Below are 19,161 nucleotides of genomic sequence, written 5' to 3'. Positions count from 1 at the left end.
TTGTCTTTCCCCTCACGGAATGATTGTCACAGGGATCGACGCCGAAGCGACCAACCGGCCTGTCACACCACCAAAAACCCGTTCTTTCAGGCCACGTGCACCGACACGACCCACGATGATCTGTGCGGCGCCATGCTCCTTGGCCAGATTGTCCAGTATTTCAGCCACGTCACCATGCTTGACCACGCCGATCACGGTGAACCCTTCGTCGGTTGTGGTCTTTACAGCCGGGTCCAAAACCCTGTTATGGGCCATGCTGATTTCTTCTTCACGACGCTTGTGGCGTTGTTCGTTTTCCTCCGGGGTCTGGAAAGAGAAGGGCGACCATTCGATCACGTAACACAGCACGATCGTGCAGTCCCCTGCGGCTTTCGCCCGTTCCTTGGCAAAGGCCAGCGCCCTTTCGCCCGCATCAGAGCCGTCGAGCCCGACGACATAAGTTGTCTTTGACATTGTTTAGTCCCTGTTGCTGTTTCGGGTCGTGTGTCGGACAAAGCCGACCAAAGCACCGGTTTCTGCCGACCGGTCTGGGGTCATCATACGCCAATGCAACAGGTATGGCGAAAAAACTTTCCAAACGGCGGTATTCCAGTCCAAGTTACAAGGCATTTATGGTTTTGCAGATCAGAACGCCTGCATTTTCATCACAGGCAGTCGTTTGATCTTACACTCCCAGACCGGAAACAGCGCTGTTATTCACCACTTTTGCAACTTTTAGACATGTCTTATTGCATGAAAAACTATCTTAAGTTGTTGATCCAAGACTGATTAGCGCTTCTGTCGCGCGGCGAAAGAAGCCACGGCTTAACGCTTTTTACATGCCCCGGATGCTAGCCATTGACCGCCTGAACGACAGAAAACCCCGAATGATCACCTGGATGTCCATCATTGCAGCCATTGGTATGGCAACTGGCTTCGTCGGTCTGGCTTGGCTGATCGGGACACGGGTAAAACGGCCTGTCGTGACCCCGCCGGTGACTGACGGCGGCCCGACTGATCTGGAACGGTTTTATCCGGTCATCGCAATCGACCATGCCAGCGACGGCATCCTGATCATGAGCATGAACGGGATCATCCTGTGGATGAACCCTGCCTATTGCCGGATCATGGGATACCAGGCGCATGAGATGCTTGGGCGCAACCCTCTCAGCTTTGCACTGCCGCCCGAAGAAACCCCGGACGCCGAATTCGTGCGCAACTTTCGTTTCGTGCCTGAAGCATATGAAAAAAGCGGCCTGCAACTCTACCGGAACGTTCGCAAAAATGGGCAACTGTTCTGGAACCAGATCAGCGTGTCCTTTCACACGACAGATCAGAACCAGCAATATGCCGTTCTGGTCTGCAGGGATGTCACCACTAATATCGAAAAGGAACAGGCGCTTGAAGCGGCAAGCCGGGAACTGGCCTATATCGCGGCACACGATGATCTGACGGGCGCTGCCAACCGGGCGGAGCTGTCCCGGTTCGTCGAAGCCGCTCTCATGACCGCGCAGGACACCGATAGCAAGATCGGGTTGCTGCATATCGACCTCGATAAATTCAAGCAGATCAACGACACCTATGGCCATCCTGCGGGCGATGCGGTTCTTGTCGCAACGGCGGAGCGGCTGCGGGCGGAAGTCCGTGACACTGATCTGGTTGCGCGCATGGGCGGGGATGAATTTGTGGTGGTGTGCACCGGCCTGCAGACCCTGACAGACCTTAGAAATGTCGGTAAGGCCCTGATCAAGGCGGTGACCAAACCAATCCCGTGGCAGAACAGCACGCTGAACTTCGGTGCCAGCATCGGCGCGGCCCTGTCAAATGACACGATCAAATCCGCCAATGACATGCTGATCCAATCCGACTTTGCACTTTATGATGTCAAACGAACCGGGCGCGGGCGTGTGGCAACCTATAATGCCGACCTTCACCGCCGCTATACACAAGCCGCCGCGCGCGAGACGGCACTGGTTCAGGCGATCCGCGACAAGGCGCTGACATTCCACTTTCACCCCGTTGTGGCCCCGCAGCCGGGTGTTGTGCGCGGGCTTGAAACCCTTGTCCGATGGGAGCATCCGACCGAAGGCTTGATGTCGCCGGACATATTGCTGCCACTGGCGCAGTCGCTTGGCCTGATGGCCGATCTCGACTTTCTGGCCATGAACGCCGCCCTTGATATGAAAACGCGCCTGAATGCTGCCGGTCATGCCGACGTGCTGGTCAGCTTCAACACCTCGCCCGAGGTCCTGTCGCATCCCGACTTCTGCCAGAAACTGCTGTCCGGTCTCGCCTTTCGGGACCTGACCCCCGATGATGTCATCGTCGAAGTGCTTGAAACCGTCGTGTTCGAAAACCAAGGCGGTGCCACACCATTCACCCAGATCGTGGCGGATCTGAATGACGCCGGCATCTTCACCGTGCTGGATGATTTCGGCAGCGGCAATGCGGGGATTGCCCAACTCGCCAAACTTGCCATCAAGGGCGTCAAGTTCGACAAATCCATCGGGATGAGCATCCTGACGGACCAGACCATGGAAGTCGTATATAAAACGCTGGTCGGGCTGTGCAACGAACTGGACCTGCGCATGGTCACCGAAGGGGTCGAAACCGAAGCACAGGCAGAGCGCCTGCGCGAACTGGGCTGCACCAATATTCAGGGCTTTCTGGTCACCAAACCCCTGCCCGCCGACGCCATCCTGCAGTGGCTTGACCACTACACCGCTTCTGCGATTGCCCCTGACGACGCCCCCCGCTATCTAAAGGCCAATTGAACCACTCGCGGAGCGTCCCCAATGGCCAGCAATCAATTCGTCTATTTCATGGATGGCGTGTCCAAAACCTATCCCGGTGGCAAAAAGGTGTTCGAAAACATCCGCCTGAACTTTTTGCCCGGGGTCAAGATCGGGGTCGTGGGCGTCAACGGCACCGGTAAATCCACCCTGATGCGGATCATGGCGGGGCAGGACAAGGATTTCCAGGGCGAGGCTTGGGCCGCCGAAGGCGCGCGCGTCGGTTACCTGCCACAGGAACCCGAACTCGACCCGAACCTGACCGTCCGCGAAAACGTCATGCTGGGCGTGGCCGACAAAAAGGCGATCCTTGATCGCTATAACGAAGTGGCGATGAATTATTCCGAAGAAACCGCCGACGAAATGGCCCAGCTGCAGGATGAGATCGACAGCCAGAACCTCTGGGATCTCGACGCCCAGATCGACATCAGCATGGAGGCGCTGCGCTGCCCCCCCGACGACGCCGATGTGACCACCCTCTCCGGTGGTGAAAAACGCCGCGTCGCGCTTTGCAAACTGCTGCTCGATGCGCCCGACATGCTGCTCTTGGACGAACCGACCAACCACCTTGACGCCGAAACCATCGCCTGGCTGCAGCAACACCTGATCGACTACAAGGGCACGATCCTGATCGTCACCCACGACCGGTATTTCCTTGACGCGATCACCGGCTGGATCCTCGAACTCGACCGCGGGTCGGGCATCCCCCACGAAGGCAACTATTCAAGCTGGCTCGAAGCCAAGGCAAAGCGGCTGGAACGCGAAGCCAAGGATGACAAATCCAAACAGCGGACCCTGCAGCGCGAACTGGAATGGATGCGGCAGGGCGCCAAGGCGCGGCAGGCCAAATCCAAGGCCCGGATCGCGTCCTACAACGAACTCGCCAACCAGTCCGAGCGTGAAAAGATGGGCCGCGCCCAGATCATCATCCCCAATGGCCCCCGGCTGGGCTCCAAGGTGATCGAAGTCAACGGGATGAAGAAACACATGGGCGACAAGCTCCTGATCGAAGACCTGTCCTTCGACCTGCCCCCCGGCGGCATCGTCGGTGTGATCGGGCCAAACGGGGCAGGTAAATCCACGCTCTTTTCCATGCTCACAGGTCAGGCCGAACCTGATGAGGGCACCGTGGAATACGGCGATACCGTCAAATTGTCCTATGTGGATCAGTCGCGCGATGCGCTGAACCCGGACGCCACCGTGTGGGAAGAAATCACCGGTGGCGCGGAAATCATCCCGCTTGGCGACGCGCAGATGAACTCGCGCGCCTACTGCTCCGCCTTCAACTTCAAAGGCGGCGACCAGCAAAAAAAGGTCGGGCTGCTGTCGGGCGGTGAACGCAACCGGGTGCACATGGCAAAACTGCTGAAATCCGGCGGCAACGTCCTGCTCCTTGACGAACCGACGAACGATCTGGACGTCGAAACGCTGCGCGCACTCGAAGACGCGCTGGTCAGTTTTGCCGGCTGCGCCGTAGTGATCAGCCACGACCGGTTTTTCCTCGACCGGATTTGCACCCATATCCTCGCCTTCGAAGGGGATGCCCATGTGGAATGGTTCCAAGGGGCATTCACCGACTACGAGGAAGACAAGAAACGCAGGCTTGGGGCCGATGCGCTGGAACCCAAACGGATGAAGCACAAGAAATTCGTGCGGTAGATGCGAGGTGGGGTTCCACCCCACCTGCGCTTTCAACGACCGCGAAAACCGGGACTTTATCGCGCCCCACCGCATGCCATACGCACGATCTCCTGCCGGCAGCGTCCAGATCGCATGCATATGATCCGGCAAAACCACCCAGGCATCGACGGTCACGGGGTGGTCCTGCAGCGTCCGTTTAACCGACTGACGCAAACGGCCCACCTCATCCACCAAAAGCGTGCTGCCCCTTCGGGCAAGGGCGACGGTAAAAAAGACGGTGGCACCCGTCACCTTGGGTCTGCGATAACACGACATGGGGCCATTGCGTCGGAAAATGGTTAAGGCACCGTCAACCGTGCAACAAGGCATGCCTGCTATCGCAATTGTTCACCAGCACAGGACAATCCTGCGATTCGTGGCATGACCCTACGTCAGATGAACAGCCGTTCATCATATCTGCGCGAAATCTGCGCAAATTCCCCTCATTTTTGCCACCTTCTGGCAGCTAGATGAAATCAAGCGAAGATGAAGGACGGACAAATGGCTGTAGTTGCAATGATGTTGGGAAGTATCGCGGCGCTGATGACGACGCTGATCTTTCACCTGCTCATCGGCCTGAACCTGGGTCAGGCGGTCACCGTCTATTTCGGCACCGGCTTCATGACGATCGCGCTTGCCATTGCAGTAGCCCGTATCTCGTTCAGTGCAGCCAAGCCTGCGCGCATCGCCGACTGACGACTACGCCACCCCAGATCCGAACCCAATCGCTGGTTTGCCCTCCGCGCGCCGTGCATCATCCTTGTCATTGAGCATTTTCATTCGCGCATAGACCGCCTCTTCCACCCGCAAAGCCTCACCGATTTTCATATTGGCCCATAGCGCCAATATGCGACTGATCCGCGCCTGATATCCCGGCCCCATCGCGCGATAGAATTTCGCGACGCTGTCATCCAGCCGCAAAGTGATCTTTGTCTTGGGTTCTTCCACATCCAGATCATGTTCCAGCGTGTGCCAGGCCAATGGCACCTTGTCGCGCAGCTCCAGCGACAGATCGCTGTTTTCCAGTGTTTCCTGCTGCAGGAATCGGATCATCCCCTGACGGGCAATACGGTCGGCTTTGGACATACGGGGCATGGGCGTCTCCTTTTGACGCCACCCTGCATCCTGCGGGTTAAGGGGGTCCCAAGCAACCGTCCGTTGGGGTCCGACGTTTTGCCGACGCAAATCCGACGCAACGCCGACCGCGTTTTTTCACAGCATATGAAGCCGGTTCTGTTTCAGAAGATTGATCAGCACATCCTTGGCGCCGGCCCGGTGTGTGGCGTGAATTTCGCGCGCCCGCACCGCATCTCCTGCCCGGATCGCGTCGACCACATCGCGGTGATCCTTGTTTGATTGCAGCGGCAGGGGCCGCATATGCAGCGTGACCGATTTGGCCCGCCGGACCTGATCGGCCATGCGCGCGACAATCGCCATAACCCGCGAATTGCCGCCCAGCCGGACCAGTTCGGTATGGAACCGGTCATCCGCTTCGGCCCAGGCGTCGCGGTCTTCGGCGGCAAGGGCCGTTTCCATATCTTCAATCGTTTTTTCCATCGTTTTCAGGTCTTTGACGCTATAGCCCTGCCCGGCCGCATCGGCGGCGGCCATGCTTTCCAGCTCGGTCAGCACGTCATAGATTTCTTCCATATCGCGCACGGAAATCGGCAGGATGCGCACCCCCTTGCGCGCCCGCACCTCTAACAGTCCCTGCCCTTCCAGCGTCAGCGCTGCCTCCCGTACCGGTGTGCGCGACATCCCCAGTCGCGTGGCCAGTTCGCTTTCCAGATGGTCGGACCCGGCGGGCAACTCTCCCGAAAAGATCAGTTTTCGCAGTTCTTCGACGGCGATGGCAGAATTGCTTTTGGATTTAGTCGGGTTCGGGGCCATGATCGTCGAGCTCCACTTTCCTGTGTGTCATGTCTGACCGATAAATTGCCTCCTCGATCTTGATGACACTCAGATACTCGGACGCGGTATTCTCAAACTCTTGCCTGTCCAGAAGGCCTGAAATCACGTGTAATTGCAAGGCATGCGTACAATCTCCGCCAAATCCGTCATGTGTGTCGGGCGCCAGAAGTATCTGTTCCTCCTGCGTCCCAAACCGGCGCAAGCTGACCGCGCCGTCACCCCCAAGGGTCAATGTGCCCTTTGTCCCCTCAAACAAGCCTTCACCCATTGTGCGCCGTGTGTTGTCGGCCCTGTGATCCAGACAGCGGTTACCATCCAAGAGGGCCCTTGCGCCCGTGGAGAAATCGAAGATGACATAGCCTGCGTCCTCTCCGGCGATGGACGGATTGATCTGGCGCAGGTCGGCATAGACGTGGCTGGGTTCGCCCAACAGATAGCTGAACGTGTCAATGTAGTGGACGCCGGTTTCGTGGATCAGGAATCGCTGCATCTCACGAAAGGACGGCTGACGATCCAGATAGGCGTCAGCCCCCTGCCCATCGCCGGAGCGCAGGCGGAAGGTCACTTGCAACACATCGCCGATTGTCCCGACCTCCAAAGCCTGTCGGATACAACGAAACCATGGTTGAAACCGGAAATTTTCATGGACAATCAACGGAATACCAGCCTTTTGCGCAAGACCTGCCATTGTCCGCGCCTCGTCCAAATCGCGGCAAAAAGGTTTCTGGCAGATAATCGCCCGGACCCCGGCCGCAAGTCCCGCGCGGATCGTATCCGCATGGCCCTTTGGCGGCAGGATGATGTCCAAAATGTCCGGTCTAACCTTTGCCAGCATGGTTTGCAGATCATCAAAGGCCGGGGCGCCCGTCGCCGCGGCCTTGGCCAGATCATGATCGCAGACGCCGACCAAGGTCGCGCGCGGCATCCGTTTCCAACTGCCAATATGGAACCGGCTGAAATAGCCCGCCCCGACACAGGCAACCCGCAAGGTCATGTATCCAGCATCGCGCACACGGCATCTGCTGCATCGGCCGTGCTGGCGGCCCCGCCAAAGTCCGGTGTCAGGCTTTCGCCCTTTCGCATCACAGACTCAACCGCGTCGCGCAGCCTGACACCATCATGGGTGAGCGCGGCCACGTCATGCCGCTCGCCCAGCCATTCCAGCATCATCCCGGCAGACAGAATCATGGCCATCGGGTTGGCCATGCCCTGACCCGCGATATCCGGGGCAGAGCCGTGGCACGGCTGGAACACCGCGTGGTCCAACCCGATATCGGCAGAGGGTGCCATGCCCAGCCCACCCATCAGGCCTGCCCCGAGATCGGACAAGATATCCCCAAACATGTTTTCGGTGACGAGCACATCGAAATCCCAGGGTTTCTGCACCATCCAGAGGGCGGTCGCATCCACATAGGCGTGATCGGCAATGAGTTCCGGAAAGTCCTTTGCCTGTTCATCGAAGATACCGCGAAAAAAGGCAAAGGCACGGAACACATTGGCCTTGTCCACACAAGTGACTCGGCCCCGCCCGCGACCTTGTGTCTTGCGACCGTGGGCCAGTTCGAATGCAAATCGGAACAACTTTTCCGAGGTCGCGCGCGTAATCCGCAATGTCTCGCGCGCATCGTCCTCTGTCACCTCGCCGGTACCCTGTGAATAGAACAATCCTTCGGTGCTTTCGCGGATCAGAACAAAATCAATCTCGCGCCCTTCCGGCAATTTCAACGGCGTATGCTGACCAGGCATGACCCGAACCGGGCGGACCCCGGCAAAAAGATCAAAGGCCTTGCGCAGATCAATCTGCGGCGAAATCTCGGTGCCGTCTTCGTATCGCACATCCGGCAATCCCATGGCCGACAGCAGGATTGCATCAGCCGCGCGGGCAGCCTCAAGCGATTTGACAGGCAGGCTTTCACCGGTTTGCGCATAATGGGCGGCCCCGGCAGGTAGCGTTTCAAACAGGAGATCATAGTCAGGCGATGCGGCAGATAAATGCTGCAATATCCCAACTGTCGGCTTCGTGATCTCGGGCCCGATCCCGTCGCCATCAAATACTGCGATGCGAAATGTCTGCGTCATGATCCACCCTGCTGGTTACTCAAATATTGACAATGCATACATTAGTGAATACGCAGAGATATGCAACGAGTAAAGCCTATCCATTGGGAGGATAAAAATGAAAGCGATTATTGCAAGCGCCGCTGCGGCGTTGACGTTTCTGTCAGCGACAGCGCAAGCACAGGAATACCCTTTTCGGGACATCACGACCGCCGTGGTTTGGGGCGCTGGCGGGGGGACTGACAGCATCAACCGGATGATCATGGCCGAGATGGAAAAGCATCTACCTGTCAGCATCAATGTGATCAACCAAACCGGCGGCGTAGCCGGGTCCAATGGCATGGTTTACGTGCAAAATCAGCGCGATGACGGCTATACGCTTGTGGGATTGTCGGAATCCAATGTGACCGCCGCGATTCAGGGCGGCTGGGATCAGAAATTTGATTTCTGGTATCCGTTTATTGTCGGTGGTTCGCCCGACCTCATCTCGGTCCCAGCTGACAGCCCTTACAACACATTGGAAGAACTGGTTGATGCCGCCAAGGCCGCGCCGGGGACGATCCCGGCTGCGGCGTCCGGGGCAGGCTCAATCCACCATTTGAACCTGCTGGCGATCGAAAACGGGGCCGGTGCCGCGTTCAAGTTTATCCCCTACGAAGGCTCTGCTGCGGGCCAAGAGGCCGCGATGGCGGGCGAGGTTGCATTGGTGGTGACCTCCCTTGCCGAACAGGCCCCGCTGATCGAAGGTGGCAAGTTGAAGCCATTGGCGATGCTGACCCCCGATGCGGCTGAATTCAACGGCAGCGCCATTCCGTCAGCCTTCGACATCTATGGCGGCCTGGACCAATACCTGCCGCTGAAACAGGCGATTGGCTTTGCTGTGCATGATTCCGCCAGTGACGAGGTGAAGGCAGTGCTGACCGACGCCTTTGACAAGGCCATCTCATCTGACACCGTTGCCGCATGGGCCGCTGCCAACAATTACGATGTGGGCGGCCAATCCGGTGAAGAAGCGCAGGCCCTGTTCAGCAAACTGGAATCGACATTCGCCTATACCTTGCAGGAACTTGGCGCGACCTCGGTCGATCCGATGTCGCTTGGCATTGAAAAACCCTGAGGCCACTCAGCAAGACCAAAGGGGTGTCAGGCAGGCGCCCCTTCACCTGTCTGGGGGAGAGGCAGATGACCGACGACGAAAAAGCAATTCTGCGCGCACGCGACTTCTGGGGCGGGCTTTGCCTGCTGGTGACCTCCCTTTTCTTTTTGTGGAAAACCAGTGCGATCCCACTGTTTGGCGAAAACCGCGCCGGGGTCAGCGGGGCGGATTGGTATAACTCTGCCGCCATTGTGCCTTTGGGTATCTGGGCCGCCATGCTGGTGCTGTCGCTGGTTCTGCTGGGGGTTGCAGTCCGCGATGGCGGGGCGAGGCGGGCGATGACCGCTGCAGGCATCGGATGGGACCGGGCTGAGGCGATCCGCATCACGACCATCGCTGTCATTCTGGTGTTTTACATCTTTGCCATGGTCCCGCGTGTCGATTTCATCATCTGTAGCGGCTGCCTGATCACTGCGTTGATCTTTGGCTATCATGGTGGCCATGTTGACCGTATGCTGACGGCGGCCGGAGCATTTGTGATTGGCGGGCTTTATCCGCTGATCATGCATTTCCCCCAATCCCAATGGAACAGCCCGCATGATGATGATTGGGTCGTGCTGGGCATATGGGTCGCTTTGACGCTTTGGGCGTTGATCAAGGGCCGGGGCCGCGTTGCCAGCGCCATCCCCTGGATCGCCGTGATTGTGCCGCTTGTGCTGGTTTGCGCGATGGCCTTTGGGTTTCGTCAGAACGTACCCAATCGCGGCGGCCTGATCTTTTCCCAGATCGAATATCACTACTACGTCAATATCAGACCACTGTGGCGCAATTGATGGAGTTCGCGCTGACGCAACTGGCCGGTTTCGGCGGGGCATTTTGGGGCCTGATCACGGACCCGGTCGCCTATGTCTACATTGTGGTGTCCGTGTTTCTGGGCATCGTCTTTGGTGCCTTGCCTGGTCTGACGGCGACGCTCGCTGTTACCATCCTGACCGGCTTTTTCGGCAACAAGATCCCGCTGGATTATTCGCTGATCGCGCTTTTGGGGGCGTATGTCGGGGCGATTTATGGCGGGTCTTATCCGTCTATCCTGCTGAATATCCCGGGCACGGCAGCCAGCGCTGCAACCGCAATGGACGGGCATCCACTGGCCAAGGCTGGACGCGGCGCCGAAGCGTTGGGTCTGACCACCACCGCCAGCTTTATCGGGACGCTGATCGGGACGTTCGCCTTGCTGATCTTTGTCTGGCTTTTGCTGCTGATCAGCCAGTCCATCGCCAGCCCGGAAAAGGCGTTGCTGGCGCTGTTTGGTATTCTGCTGTCGGGTACGTTGATGAGCGAAGATATCGTCGTCAAAGGCTGGATCGCGGGGCTAGCGGGTTTGGCCATGGCGATGGTCGGTCTTGATCCGCTATTGTCAGAGCCGCGTTATACCTTTGGCTGGTCTTACCTTTTTTCGGGGTTTCAGGTGGTGCCCGTGCTGATGGGTGCCTTTGCTGTGCCCCAGATCATCGAAGGTCTGCGACATATGGATATGGGCCAGATCATCAGCCTGAAGGGCCGCATTCTGCCGAACCTGCCGGTGATACGCCGACATATGCCGACGATCGCACGTTCGGGCGTCATCGGCACTGGTGTCGGCGCCTTGCCCGGTGTTGGCGAGGATGTGGCAGGCTGGGTCAGTTACGGGGTCGGTAAATCGGTCAGTCCAGATGGCAAGAATTTTGGCAAGGGGTCGATGGAAGGATTGCTGAGTTCGGAAACTGCCAACAACGCCTGCATCGGCGGTGCGCTGATCCCGCTTTTGGTTCTTGGCATCCCCGGCTCACCCCCGGCAGCGGCGCTGATGGGGGCGTTTAAACTTAACAACATCATCCCGGGGCCGACGATTGACCCGGCCATCATTCTGCGGGTGGTGGCAATCATGGTTCTGGCTTCTTTCACGATGTTCCTGATGGGGTTGTTCACGGCCAAGATATTCATCCAGATCCTGCGCATCCCGCGAACCGTGTTCTTGCCTGTCGTCATGGTGCTGACAACAATCGGATCGTTCAGCGTGGGCGGCGGGATCAATGATCTTTATCTGATGCTGGGTGTTGGGGCCGTCGCCTATTTCATGAACCTGATGAAATATCCGATTGCGCCGCTGGTCATCGGCGTCATTCTTGGCGGTTTGTTTGATGAAACCCTCCGCCGGTCGTTGCTCTTGTCAGATGGCGATCTTTCGGTTTTTGTCAGCAGACCAGGTGCTGCGATCCTGCTGACGTTGAATATAGCTTTGATTTTGAGCCAAGTACCCGTTATCAAAAGAGGATTTGCAAAAATAAGGGGGACGTAATGTATGCTGTCTGTGTGATGCTGCGGCTGAAACCCGGCAAGCAAGAGGAGTTCATGCCCATGATGCTGAAGAATGCAAAGACCTCGCTGCGGACAGAGCCGGATTGTCACCGTTTCGATGTCGCCACCGACAGCGCCGATCCCGATGCTGTCTTTCTTTACGAGCTTTATACCGACCGGGCCGGGTTTGACGCCCATCTGGCCAGCGAACATTTCCTGATTTTCGACGCCGCCAGCGCGCCGCTGCTTGCAGATAAAGCTGTGGTGACTTTTGATACGGTGATGTCATGAGCGATTGGGAGGTCCACGCGGTCAAATATGCCGACCGAAATGCGCGAACCCGGGCCGACAGTTTTATCTTTGACGACAATCACGATGCCCCCCATCCGATGGATTATTTCATGTGGGTGCTTCGGCGCGACAAACAGGTGATCCTTGTTGATACCGGCTATGACCATGCCGAGGCTGCTGATCGTGACCGCCCTATTCGCATGGACCCGGGCGTGGCACTGGCACCGCTGGGCCTGACGCCAGACGATATCACAACCGTGATCGTGACCCATCTGCATTATGATCATGCGGGCGGATTGCATCTGTTTCCCAATGCAACCCTGCATCTGCAAGCAGCTGAAATGGCCTATGCCACCGGCCCCTGCATGTGCCACGACACGCTGCGGATGCCGTTCACCGCAGGCCATGTCTGCGAGGCCGTCAAACGGCTTTATTCAGGCAAACTGATTTTTCATGATGGCGAGGCCGAGGTGGCTGATGGCGTCACAGTGCACTGCATCGGCGGTCATTCACGCGGCCTGCAATGCGTACGGATCAGGACAGTCGCAGGCTGGCTGGTGCTGGCGTCTGACGCCGCGCATTACTATGAAAACTTTGTCGCGCGAAAACCGTTTCCGATTGTCGTGGATCTGCAGGACATGCTGGACGGGTTTGACACGTTGCACCGCCTCGCCTCTGCCCCGACCCTGATTGTTCCGGGGCATGACCCGCTGGTGCGGCGGTATTTTCCGTCAGACATCGCAGACCATATCACCCGGTTGGATCATGGGCCGAAACAGGCGACCTGAACCCATCCGTTTCGGGTGAGTCTTCTCACGAAACCGTGATTTGAAGGGGCGGCGATCCCTTGACAGTGGGTCGCCGGGACCATCAAAGCCAAGTTCGGTCACGCATTTTTAATAATATATTCAATGATTTAATTCTACCTTCATTAATACTAAGATTTTAGTTTGACAAACCCGCTCAATCGGACCCAAGGTAAGGCAGTCGGCAAAAACCGGCTCACATAATCTCAAGGGAGGAGACAAGATGCGTAAGTATCTGCTCTCCGCAGTCGCGGTCTCTGCCGTGTTTGCGGGGTCCAATTTCGCTGTGGCCGACGAAGCCGCAGCACAGCGTTGGATTGATCAGGAATTCCAGCCATCCACATTATCGAAAGATGAACAGCTGGCTGAAATGCAGTGGTTCATTCAGGCCGCCGAGCCCTATGCCGGTATAGAAATCAACGTTCTGTCGGAAGGCATTCCAACCCATTCCTACGAAAGCGAAGTGCTGACGCGCGCCTTCGAGGAAATCACGGGTATCAAGGTCAACCACCAGATCCTGGGCGAAGGCGAGGTCGTTCAGGCGGTCCAGACCCAGATGCAAACCAACCGGAACCTTTATGATGGTTACGTCAATGACAGTGATCTGATCGGCACGCATTCGCGGCTGCAGCAGGCCTATAACCTGACCGAGATGATGGGCGGCGACTGGGCCGACACCACATCACCAACACTGGACCTTGACGATTTCATGGGCATCCAGTTCACCACCGGTCCGGATGGCAACCTCTATCAGTTGCCGGATCAGCAATTCGCGAACCTTTACTGGTTCCGCAAGGACTGGTTCGATCGCGAAGACCTCAAGGAACAGTTCCAGGCAAAGTACGGCTATGAGCTGGGCGTGCCGGTCAACTGGTCCGCTTACGAGGACATCGCCGAGTTCTTCAGCAACGACGTGCAAGAAATCGACGGTGTGCGCATCTATGGCCACATGGATTACGGTAAGCGCGCGCCCGACCTTGGTTGGCGGATGACCGATGCGTGGCTGTCCATGGCTGGTGCTGGGTCCGTGGGCGAACCCAACGGTATCCCGATCGACGAATGGGGCATCCGGATGGAAGCCGGGACCTGCAACCCGGTCGGCGCATCCGTATCGCGTGGTGGTGCGGCCAATGGGCCGGCAGCGGTTTATGCAATCCGCAAATGGGACGAATGGTTGCGCAACTACGCACCACCCGCCGCGGCAAGCTATGACTTCTACCAGTCACTGCCTGCGCTGGCGCAAGGCAACGTGGCCCAGCAGATTTTCTGGTACACCGCCTTTACCGCCGACATGGTCGCCCCGCAGTCCGCGGGCAACAACACGGTGGACGCGGATGGCAATCCGCTGTGGCGCATGGCCCCCTCCCCGCACGGTCCGTACTGGGAAGAAGGTCAGAAGGTCGGGTATCAGGATGTGGGGTCCTGGACCTTCCTGACATCCACACCGGCTGACCGGGCGCAGGCCGCCTGGCTTTATGCCCAGTTCGTGACGTCCAAAACTGTTGATGTGAAGAAGTCCCATGTGGGTCTGACCTTTATCCGCGACAGTTCGGTCAATCATGAATCCTTCACCGAACGCGCACCGCAACTGGGTGGTCTGGTAGAATTCTACCGTTCACCTGATCGGGTTGCTTGGTCGCCGACGGGCATCAACGTGCCTGATTATCCGAAGCTGGCCCAAATCTGGTGGCAGCAGATCGGTGACGTGAACTCTGGTGCGTTCACACCGCAGGAAGCCATGGATCGTCTGGCCGAGGAGATGGACATCACCATGGCCCGGATGCAGCAGGCCGATGAGGCAGCGAATGTCTATGGCGGCTGTGGCCCGCGCCTGAATGAAGAGCGTGACGCGGAATACTGGTTCGCCAATGGCGGCGCCAAGCCACCGCTGGAGAACGAGAAGCCGCAGGGCGAGACCGTCAACTATGACGAACTCGTCGCCCGCTGGGCTTCTGAATAAGCTCCCTGTCGAGTGCCGCCTTCGGGTGGCGCCGACACCGGTCGGGGCGTCCGCGCCCCGGCCATTACCAAAGGGCATGTCATGACCATCACACTCAATAAAATCACCAAAGTGGTCGCCGGGCAGACCCATATCAAACCCACATCGCTGACGTTTCAGACCGGGCATTTCAACGTGCTTCTGGGCGAAACCGGCGCGGGCAAGACTTCCCTGATCAAGCTGATGGCAGGCTTGGACCCCATCGCCGCTGGCACAATTGAGATGGATGGTCAGGACGTCACCAAGCTGAGCACGCAGAAGCGGAATATCAGCCTGGTCCACCAGTTTTTTGTCAACTACCCCCATATGACGGTTTTCGACAACATTGCCTCCCCCCTGAGGGTTGCAGGCATGGCGAAATCCGAAATTCAGGGCCGCGTGGAAGAGGCCGCGGATATCCTGCAACTGCGCCCCATGCTGCACCGTCGCCCGCATGAATTGTCTGGCGGACAGCAGCAGCGCACTGCATTAGCCCGCGCGATTGCCAAGGAAAGCCGGGCGGTGTTTCTGGATGAGCCGCTGGCAAATCTTGATTATAAATTGCGCGAGGAATTGCGCGAACAGCTGCCGGAACTTTTCGCGGGGCGTGGGGCCGTGGTGGTTTATGCCACGTCGGAACCGGAAGAGGCGTTGCTGCTGGGCGGGTCCACCGCGCTGATGGATGACGGGAATGTCGCACAATTCGGCCCCACCGCCGAGATTTATCGCAAGCCGCAGACGCTGACAGCGGCCAAGGTGTTTTCCGATCCGCCGATCAACGTCGCCAAGGTCACCAAAATGGGTAGCACGCTGATCATGGGCGATAGCGCGCGCTGGGATTCCGCCAAGATGAAAGATGCGCCTGACGGCGACTATCAAATCGCGGTCCGGCCGCATCATGTGACGCCCAAACCCAGCCCCGCGAACACTGTCAAACTGAACGGTCGCGTGCTGGTCACAGAGCTTAGTGGGTCGGAAAGCAGCGCCCATTTCGCCATGCCGGATGCTGATTGGGTGTCCTTGTCTCATGGTGTGCATCCATATCAGGTAGGCGAGGATCACCCTTTCTACCTCGACCCATCGGCCTGCATGCTGTTCGCCGAAGACGGACAGGTCGTCGCCGGAGGTGCCATCTGATGGCCAAGATCACGCTCTCTGACCTCAAGCATAGCTATTACGACAACCCCAAAGGGCCGGATGATTACGCGCTCAAGGAAATTGATCTGGAATGGTCTGATGGCGGCGCCTACGCCCTGCTAGGCCCGTCCGGCTGCGGCAAATCCACACTGTTGAACATAATTTCGGGGCTGCTGACGCCGTCGAACGGCAAGATCCTGTTTGATGACAAGGATGTTACCCACCTGCCCCCCAACCAGCGCAACATCGCGCAGGTGTTCCAGTTTCCGGTGATCTACGACACGATGACCGTGTTCGATAACCTCGCCTTTCCCTTGCGCAATCGCGGGGTGGACGAGACGACAGTGAACACCCGCGTCATGGCGATTGCCGAGATGCTGGAAGTCACCGACATGATGGGCAAAAAGGCCGCTGGCCTGTCCCCCGACAACAAGCAAAAGATCAGCATGGGCCGTGGTCTGGTCCGTGACGATGTGAACGTCGTCATGTTCGACGAACCGCTCACCGTCATTGACCCGCATCTGAAGTGGAAGCTGCGGTCCAAGCTGAAAGAGCTCCACCAGAAGGTGCGCGCGACGATGATCTACGTCACGCATGACCAGACCGAGGCTCTGACATTCGCCGATCAGGTCGTCGTCATGCAGGACGGTGAGATCGTGCAGATTGGCACGCCGGTGGAGCTCTTTGAACGTCCGGCGCATACGTTTGTGGGCCATTTCATCGGCTCACCGGGCATGAATGTTCTGCCTTGCGAGGTTCGCGAGGGTGGGGCGTTTTTCGAAAATACGCTGATCACGCTGGAAGGTGAGATCGAGCAGGGAACGGGCACGGCGCAAATTGGCGTGCGGCCGGAGTTCGTCACACTGGGCGATCATAGTTTGCCGGCAGTTGTGCACAAGGTGTCCGATGTCGGCCGGCACGCGGTGGTCGAGGCCAAGGTTGGCCATGAAACTGTGAAAGCGATTATAGAGGGCGAAGCACCGCTACAGGGAGCCGCCACACATCTGTCATTCGATCCCAGCAAGACGCGGCTTTATCGCGATGGCTGGATCGCGACGAGGGCAGCGGAATGACCGGCACGGCGCAGGGCACATGGGTGCAAGCACCCATCCTACGGGAGACGACATCATGAAAACACAAAATCAAAAGGCGTGGTTTTTCGTCCTGCCGGTCCTCTTGCTGGTCGCCTTCAATGCGCTGATCCCGATGATGACGGTGGTCAATTATTCGGTGCAGGAAACCTTTGGCAATAACGTATTCTTCTGGCACGGCGTTGGTTGGTTCGAGGATCTTTTGAACTCCGAACGGTTCCATGCCGCGCTCGGCCGCCAGATCCTGTTTACCACCATCATCCTGCTGATCGAAATTCCGCTGGGCATCGTCATCGCGCTCGCCATGCCGCGCAAGGGCATCTGGGTGCCGGTCTGTCTGGTGCTGATGGCCCTGCCCATGCTGATCCCGTGGAACGTGGTGGGGGCGATGTGGAACATCTTTACCCTGCCCGATATCGGCCTGCTGGGCTATCTGATGAACACCACGTTGGGCATCGATTACGACATGACCCAGGACCCGTTCGCGGCATGGGTCACCATCGTCACGATGGATGTCTGGCACTGGACCTCACTTGTGGTGCTGCTGTGTTATGCCGGGCTCGTCTCGATCCCTGATGCTTACTATCAGGCGGCGAAGATCGACGGGGCATCCAGCTGGTCGGTGTTCCGCTATATCCAGTTGCCCAAGATGAAGCAGGTGCTGACCATCGCGATACTTTTGCGGTTCATGGACAGCTTCAACATCTACACCGAAGTGTTCGTGATGACCGGCGGTGGCCCCGGCAATTCCACGACCTTCCTGTCGATTGATCTGGTCAAGATCGCGCTGGGGCAGTTCGACCTTGGGCCTGCAGCGGCAATGTCGCTGATCTATTTCGCGATCACGCTGTTGGTATCGTGGCTGTTCTACACATTGATGACGAAGGATGACGGGAAATGAGAAAACGCAGTCTGATCCCCATTCTCTATATCCTGTTCCTGATGCTGCCGATCTATTGGCTGATCGCGATGAGCTTCAAAACCACGAACGAGATTCTGTCGGGCTTTTCGCTGTTTCCGCAGACATTCACCTGGGACAATTACATCACCATCTTTACTGATCCGTCCTGGTATTGGGCCTATGTCAATTCGATCATCTACGTGTCACTGAACACCGTAATTTCGATCTGTGTTGCCCTGCCCGCTGCCTACGCGTTTTCGCGTTATCGGTTCCTGGGCGACAAGACCCTGTTTTTCTGGCTGCTGACCAACCGGATGGCCCCTGCCGCGGTCTTTGTCTTGCCGTTCTTCCAGCTCTATTCTGCCGTCGGCCTGTTCGACACCCATATCGCGGTGGCGCTGGCGCATTGCCTGTTCAACATCCCGCTGGCGGTCTGGATTTTGGAAGGGTTCATGAGCGGGGTGCCCAAGGAACTGGACGAAACTGCTTACGTCGACGGCTATTCCTTTCCGCGCTTTTTCATCACGATCTTTCTTCCCGCGATCAAGGCCGGCGTCGGGGTCGCGGCCTTCTTCTGCTTCATGTTTTCGTGGGTCGAGTTGCTGTTGGCCAAGAACCTGACGGCGGTGTATGCGAAACCGATTGCGGCTGAGATGACCAAGACCGCATCAAGTGCGGGCTATGAGTTGGGCCTGCTGGCCGCCGCCGGTACACTGACCATCATTCCCGGCGCCATCGTGATCTATTTCGTGCGCAACTACATTGCCAAGGGCTTTGCCCTGGGGAGGGTCTGAGATGCTGTCATGGATGGCCTGGACGTGGCAAACCGCCGCCTTTTTCATCGCGTTGTTCGCGGCAATAGGGGTGATCACCTTCATCGAAATCCGTTGGCCGGGTACAAGCGAACGCAAGGGCGTGCTGCGGCTGACCACGACGCGCGGTGACCGGCTGTTTCTTGGGTTGCTTGGGTCGGCTTACATCTCTCTCGCGTGGCTTGGGATCTTCGGCACACCGCTTTGGGTGCCACTCGGCCTCGCCATGGCTTGGCTGATCTTCTGCTTTTGGAAAGTGTGAAATGCTTGGAGATGCGACATCTTTCGTATT

At 57.8% G+C, this 19,161-nt stretch carries 19 protein-coding genes and 1 pseudogene; 14 read left to right on the top strand and 6 right to left on the bottom strand.

The annotated features are described in order from the left end of the window. Positions 1–12: 12 nt before the first annotated feature. A complete protein-coding gene (locus ACFWW2_RS08530; RefSeq protein ID WP_393927550.1) occupies positions 13–453 on the bottom strand; it encodes a universal stress protein in 441 nt (146 codons plus the stop codon). A 413-nt stretch (positions 454–866) separates the two neighbouring features. On the opposite strand from ACFWW2_RS08530, the gene ACFWW2_RS08525 reads away from it, so the two are divergent. Continuing rightward, complete coding sequence (locus tag ACFWW2_RS08525; protein WP_393927549.1) at positions 867–2,753, top strand: putative bifunctional diguanylate cyclase/phosphodiesterase; 1,887 nt, start codon at positions 867–869, stop codon at positions 2,751–2,753. Between the two features lie 21 nt (positions 2,754–2,774). After that, positions 2,775–4,430, top strand: coding sequence for an energy-dependent translational throttle protein EttA (gene ettA, locus ACFWW2_RS08520; protein ID WP_393927548.1), 1,656 nt, complete (start codon positions 2,775–2,777; stop codon positions 4,428–4,430). A 42-nt stretch (positions 4,431–4,472) separates the two neighbouring features. Here ettA and ACFWW2_RS08515 read toward each other — a convergent pair. Continuing rightward, a pseudogene (locus tag ACFWW2_RS08515) lies at positions 4,473–4,727 on the bottom strand (REP-associated tyrosine transposase); the annotation flags it as partial. 225 nt (positions 4,728–4,952) lie between these two features. On the opposite strand from ACFWW2_RS08515, the gene ACFWW2_RS08510 reads away from it, so the two are divergent. Next, the gene (locus ACFWW2_RS08510; RefSeq protein ID WP_393927547.1) at positions 4,953–5,147 is read left to right on the top strand and encodes a hypothetical protein; all 195 of its coding nucleotides are present in this window, start codon (positions 4,953–4,955) and stop codon (positions 5,145–5,147) included. Between the two features lie 3 nt (positions 5,148–5,150). On the opposite strand, the gene ACFWW2_RS08505 is transcribed toward ACFWW2_RS08510, so the two are convergent. The 4 genes from ACFWW2_RS08505 to ACFWW2_RS08490 form a co-directional block, all read right to left on the bottom strand. Then, on the bottom strand, positions 5,151–5,546 hold the full coding sequence (locus ACFWW2_RS08505) for a BrnA antitoxin family protein (protein WP_393927546.1): 396 nt from the start codon (positions 5,544–5,546) through the stop codon (positions 5,151–5,153). Between the two features lie 117 nt (positions 5,547–5,663). Further along, a complete protein-coding gene (locus ACFWW2_RS08500) occupies positions 5,664–6,341 on the bottom strand; it encodes a GntR family transcriptional regulator (protein WP_393927545.1) in 678 nt (225 codons plus the stop codon). Continuing rightward, positions 6,322–7,374, bottom strand: coding sequence for a Gfo/Idh/MocA family protein (locus ACFWW2_RS08495; RefSeq protein ID WP_393927544.1), 1,053 nt, complete (start codon positions 7,372–7,374; stop codon positions 6,322–6,324). The genes ACFWW2_RS08500 and ACFWW2_RS08495 overlap by 20 nt, the downstream gene beginning before the upstream one ends. Beyond that, a complete protein-coding gene (locus ACFWW2_RS08490; protein ID WP_393927543.1) occupies positions 7,353–8,441 on the bottom strand; it encodes an isocitrate/isopropylmalate dehydrogenase family protein in 1,089 nt (362 codons plus the stop codon). The genes ACFWW2_RS08495 and ACFWW2_RS08490 overlap by 22 nt, the downstream gene beginning before the upstream one ends. Positions 8,442–8,538: 97 nt before the next feature. Here ACFWW2_RS08490 and ACFWW2_RS08485 point away from each other — a divergent pair, with 97 nt between their 5' ends. From ACFWW2_RS08485 to ACFWW2_RS08435, 11 genes are all read left to right on the top strand, one after another. Further along, complete coding sequence (locus ACFWW2_RS08485; RefSeq protein WP_393927542.1) at positions 8,539–9,537, top strand: Bug family tripartite tricarboxylate transporter substrate binding protein; 999 nt, start codon at positions 8,539–8,541, stop codon at positions 9,535–9,537. Positions 9,538–9,602: 65 nt separating this feature from the next. After that, entirely contained in the window at positions 9,603–10,349 is a 747-nt protein-coding gene (locus ACFWW2_RS08480) for a hypothetical protein (RefSeq protein WP_393927541.1), read from the top strand. Next, on the top strand, positions 10,349–11,854 hold the full coding sequence (locus tag ACFWW2_RS08475) for a tripartite tricarboxylate transporter permease (protein WP_393927540.1): 1,506 nt from the start codon (positions 10,349–10,351) through the stop codon (positions 11,852–11,854). Before ACFWW2_RS08480 ends, ACFWW2_RS08475 begins: the two co-directional genes overlap by 1 nt. Continuing rightward, the gene (locus ACFWW2_RS08470; RefSeq protein ID WP_393927539.1) at positions 11,854–12,144 is read left to right on the top strand and encodes a putative quinol monooxygenase; all 291 of its coding nucleotides are present in this window, start codon (positions 11,854–11,856) and stop codon (positions 12,142–12,144) included. The genes ACFWW2_RS08475 and ACFWW2_RS08470 overlap by 1 nt, the downstream gene beginning before the upstream one ends. Beyond that, the gene (locus ACFWW2_RS08465) at positions 12,141–12,932 is read left to right on the top strand and encodes an N-acyl homoserine lactonase family protein (RefSeq protein WP_393927538.1); all 792 of its coding nucleotides are present in this window, start codon (positions 12,141–12,143) and stop codon (positions 12,930–12,932) included. Before ACFWW2_RS08470 ends, ACFWW2_RS08465 begins: the two co-directional genes overlap by 4 nt. Before the next feature lie 241 nt (positions 12,933–13,173). Next, positions 13,174–14,910, top strand: coding sequence for an ABC transporter substrate-binding protein (locus ACFWW2_RS08460; RefSeq protein ID WP_393927537.1), 1,737 nt, complete (start codon positions 13,174–13,176; stop codon positions 14,908–14,910). A gap of 81 nt (positions 14,911–14,991) precedes the next feature. Next, entirely contained in the window at positions 14,992–16,065 is a 1,074-nt protein-coding gene (locus ACFWW2_RS08455; protein ID WP_393927536.1) for an ABC transporter ATP-binding protein, read from the top strand. Continuing rightward, positions 16,065–17,138, top strand: coding sequence for an ABC transporter ATP-binding protein (locus ACFWW2_RS08450; protein ID WP_393927535.1), 1,074 nt, complete (start codon positions 16,065–16,067; stop codon positions 17,136–17,138). Before ACFWW2_RS08455 ends, ACFWW2_RS08450 begins: the two co-directional genes overlap by 1 nt. Positions 17,139–17,193: 55 nt before the next feature. After that, positions 17,194–18,057 carry a carbohydrate ABC transporter permease gene (locus ACFWW2_RS08445; protein WP_393927534.1) on the top strand — a complete coding sequence of 288 codons (864 nt, stop codon included), beginning with the start codon at positions 17,194–17,196 and terminating at the stop codon, positions 18,055–18,057. Further along, entirely contained in the window at positions 18,054–18,851 is a 798-nt protein-coding gene (locus ACFWW2_RS08440) for a carbohydrate ABC transporter permease (RefSeq protein ID WP_393927533.1), read from the top strand. Before ACFWW2_RS08445 ends, ACFWW2_RS08440 begins: the two co-directional genes overlap by 4 nt. Position 18,852: 1 nt before the next feature. Continuing rightward, positions 18,853–19,131: a DUF2160 domain-containing protein gene (locus ACFWW2_RS08435; protein ID WP_393927532.1), complete on the top strand. Its 279-nt coding sequence runs from the start codon at positions 18,853–18,855 to the stop codon at positions 19,129–19,131. Positions 19,132–19,161: the final 30 nt, after the last annotated feature.

It is taken from the genome of Yoonia sp. R2-816 (assembly GCF_046762905.1).
Lineage (GTDB): Bacteria > Pseudomonadota > Alphaproteobacteria > Rhodobacterales > Rhodobacteraceae > Yoonia.
Note: the sequence above shows the minus strand (reverse complement) of the source record. Positions and strands in the feature narration are given on the sequence as shown.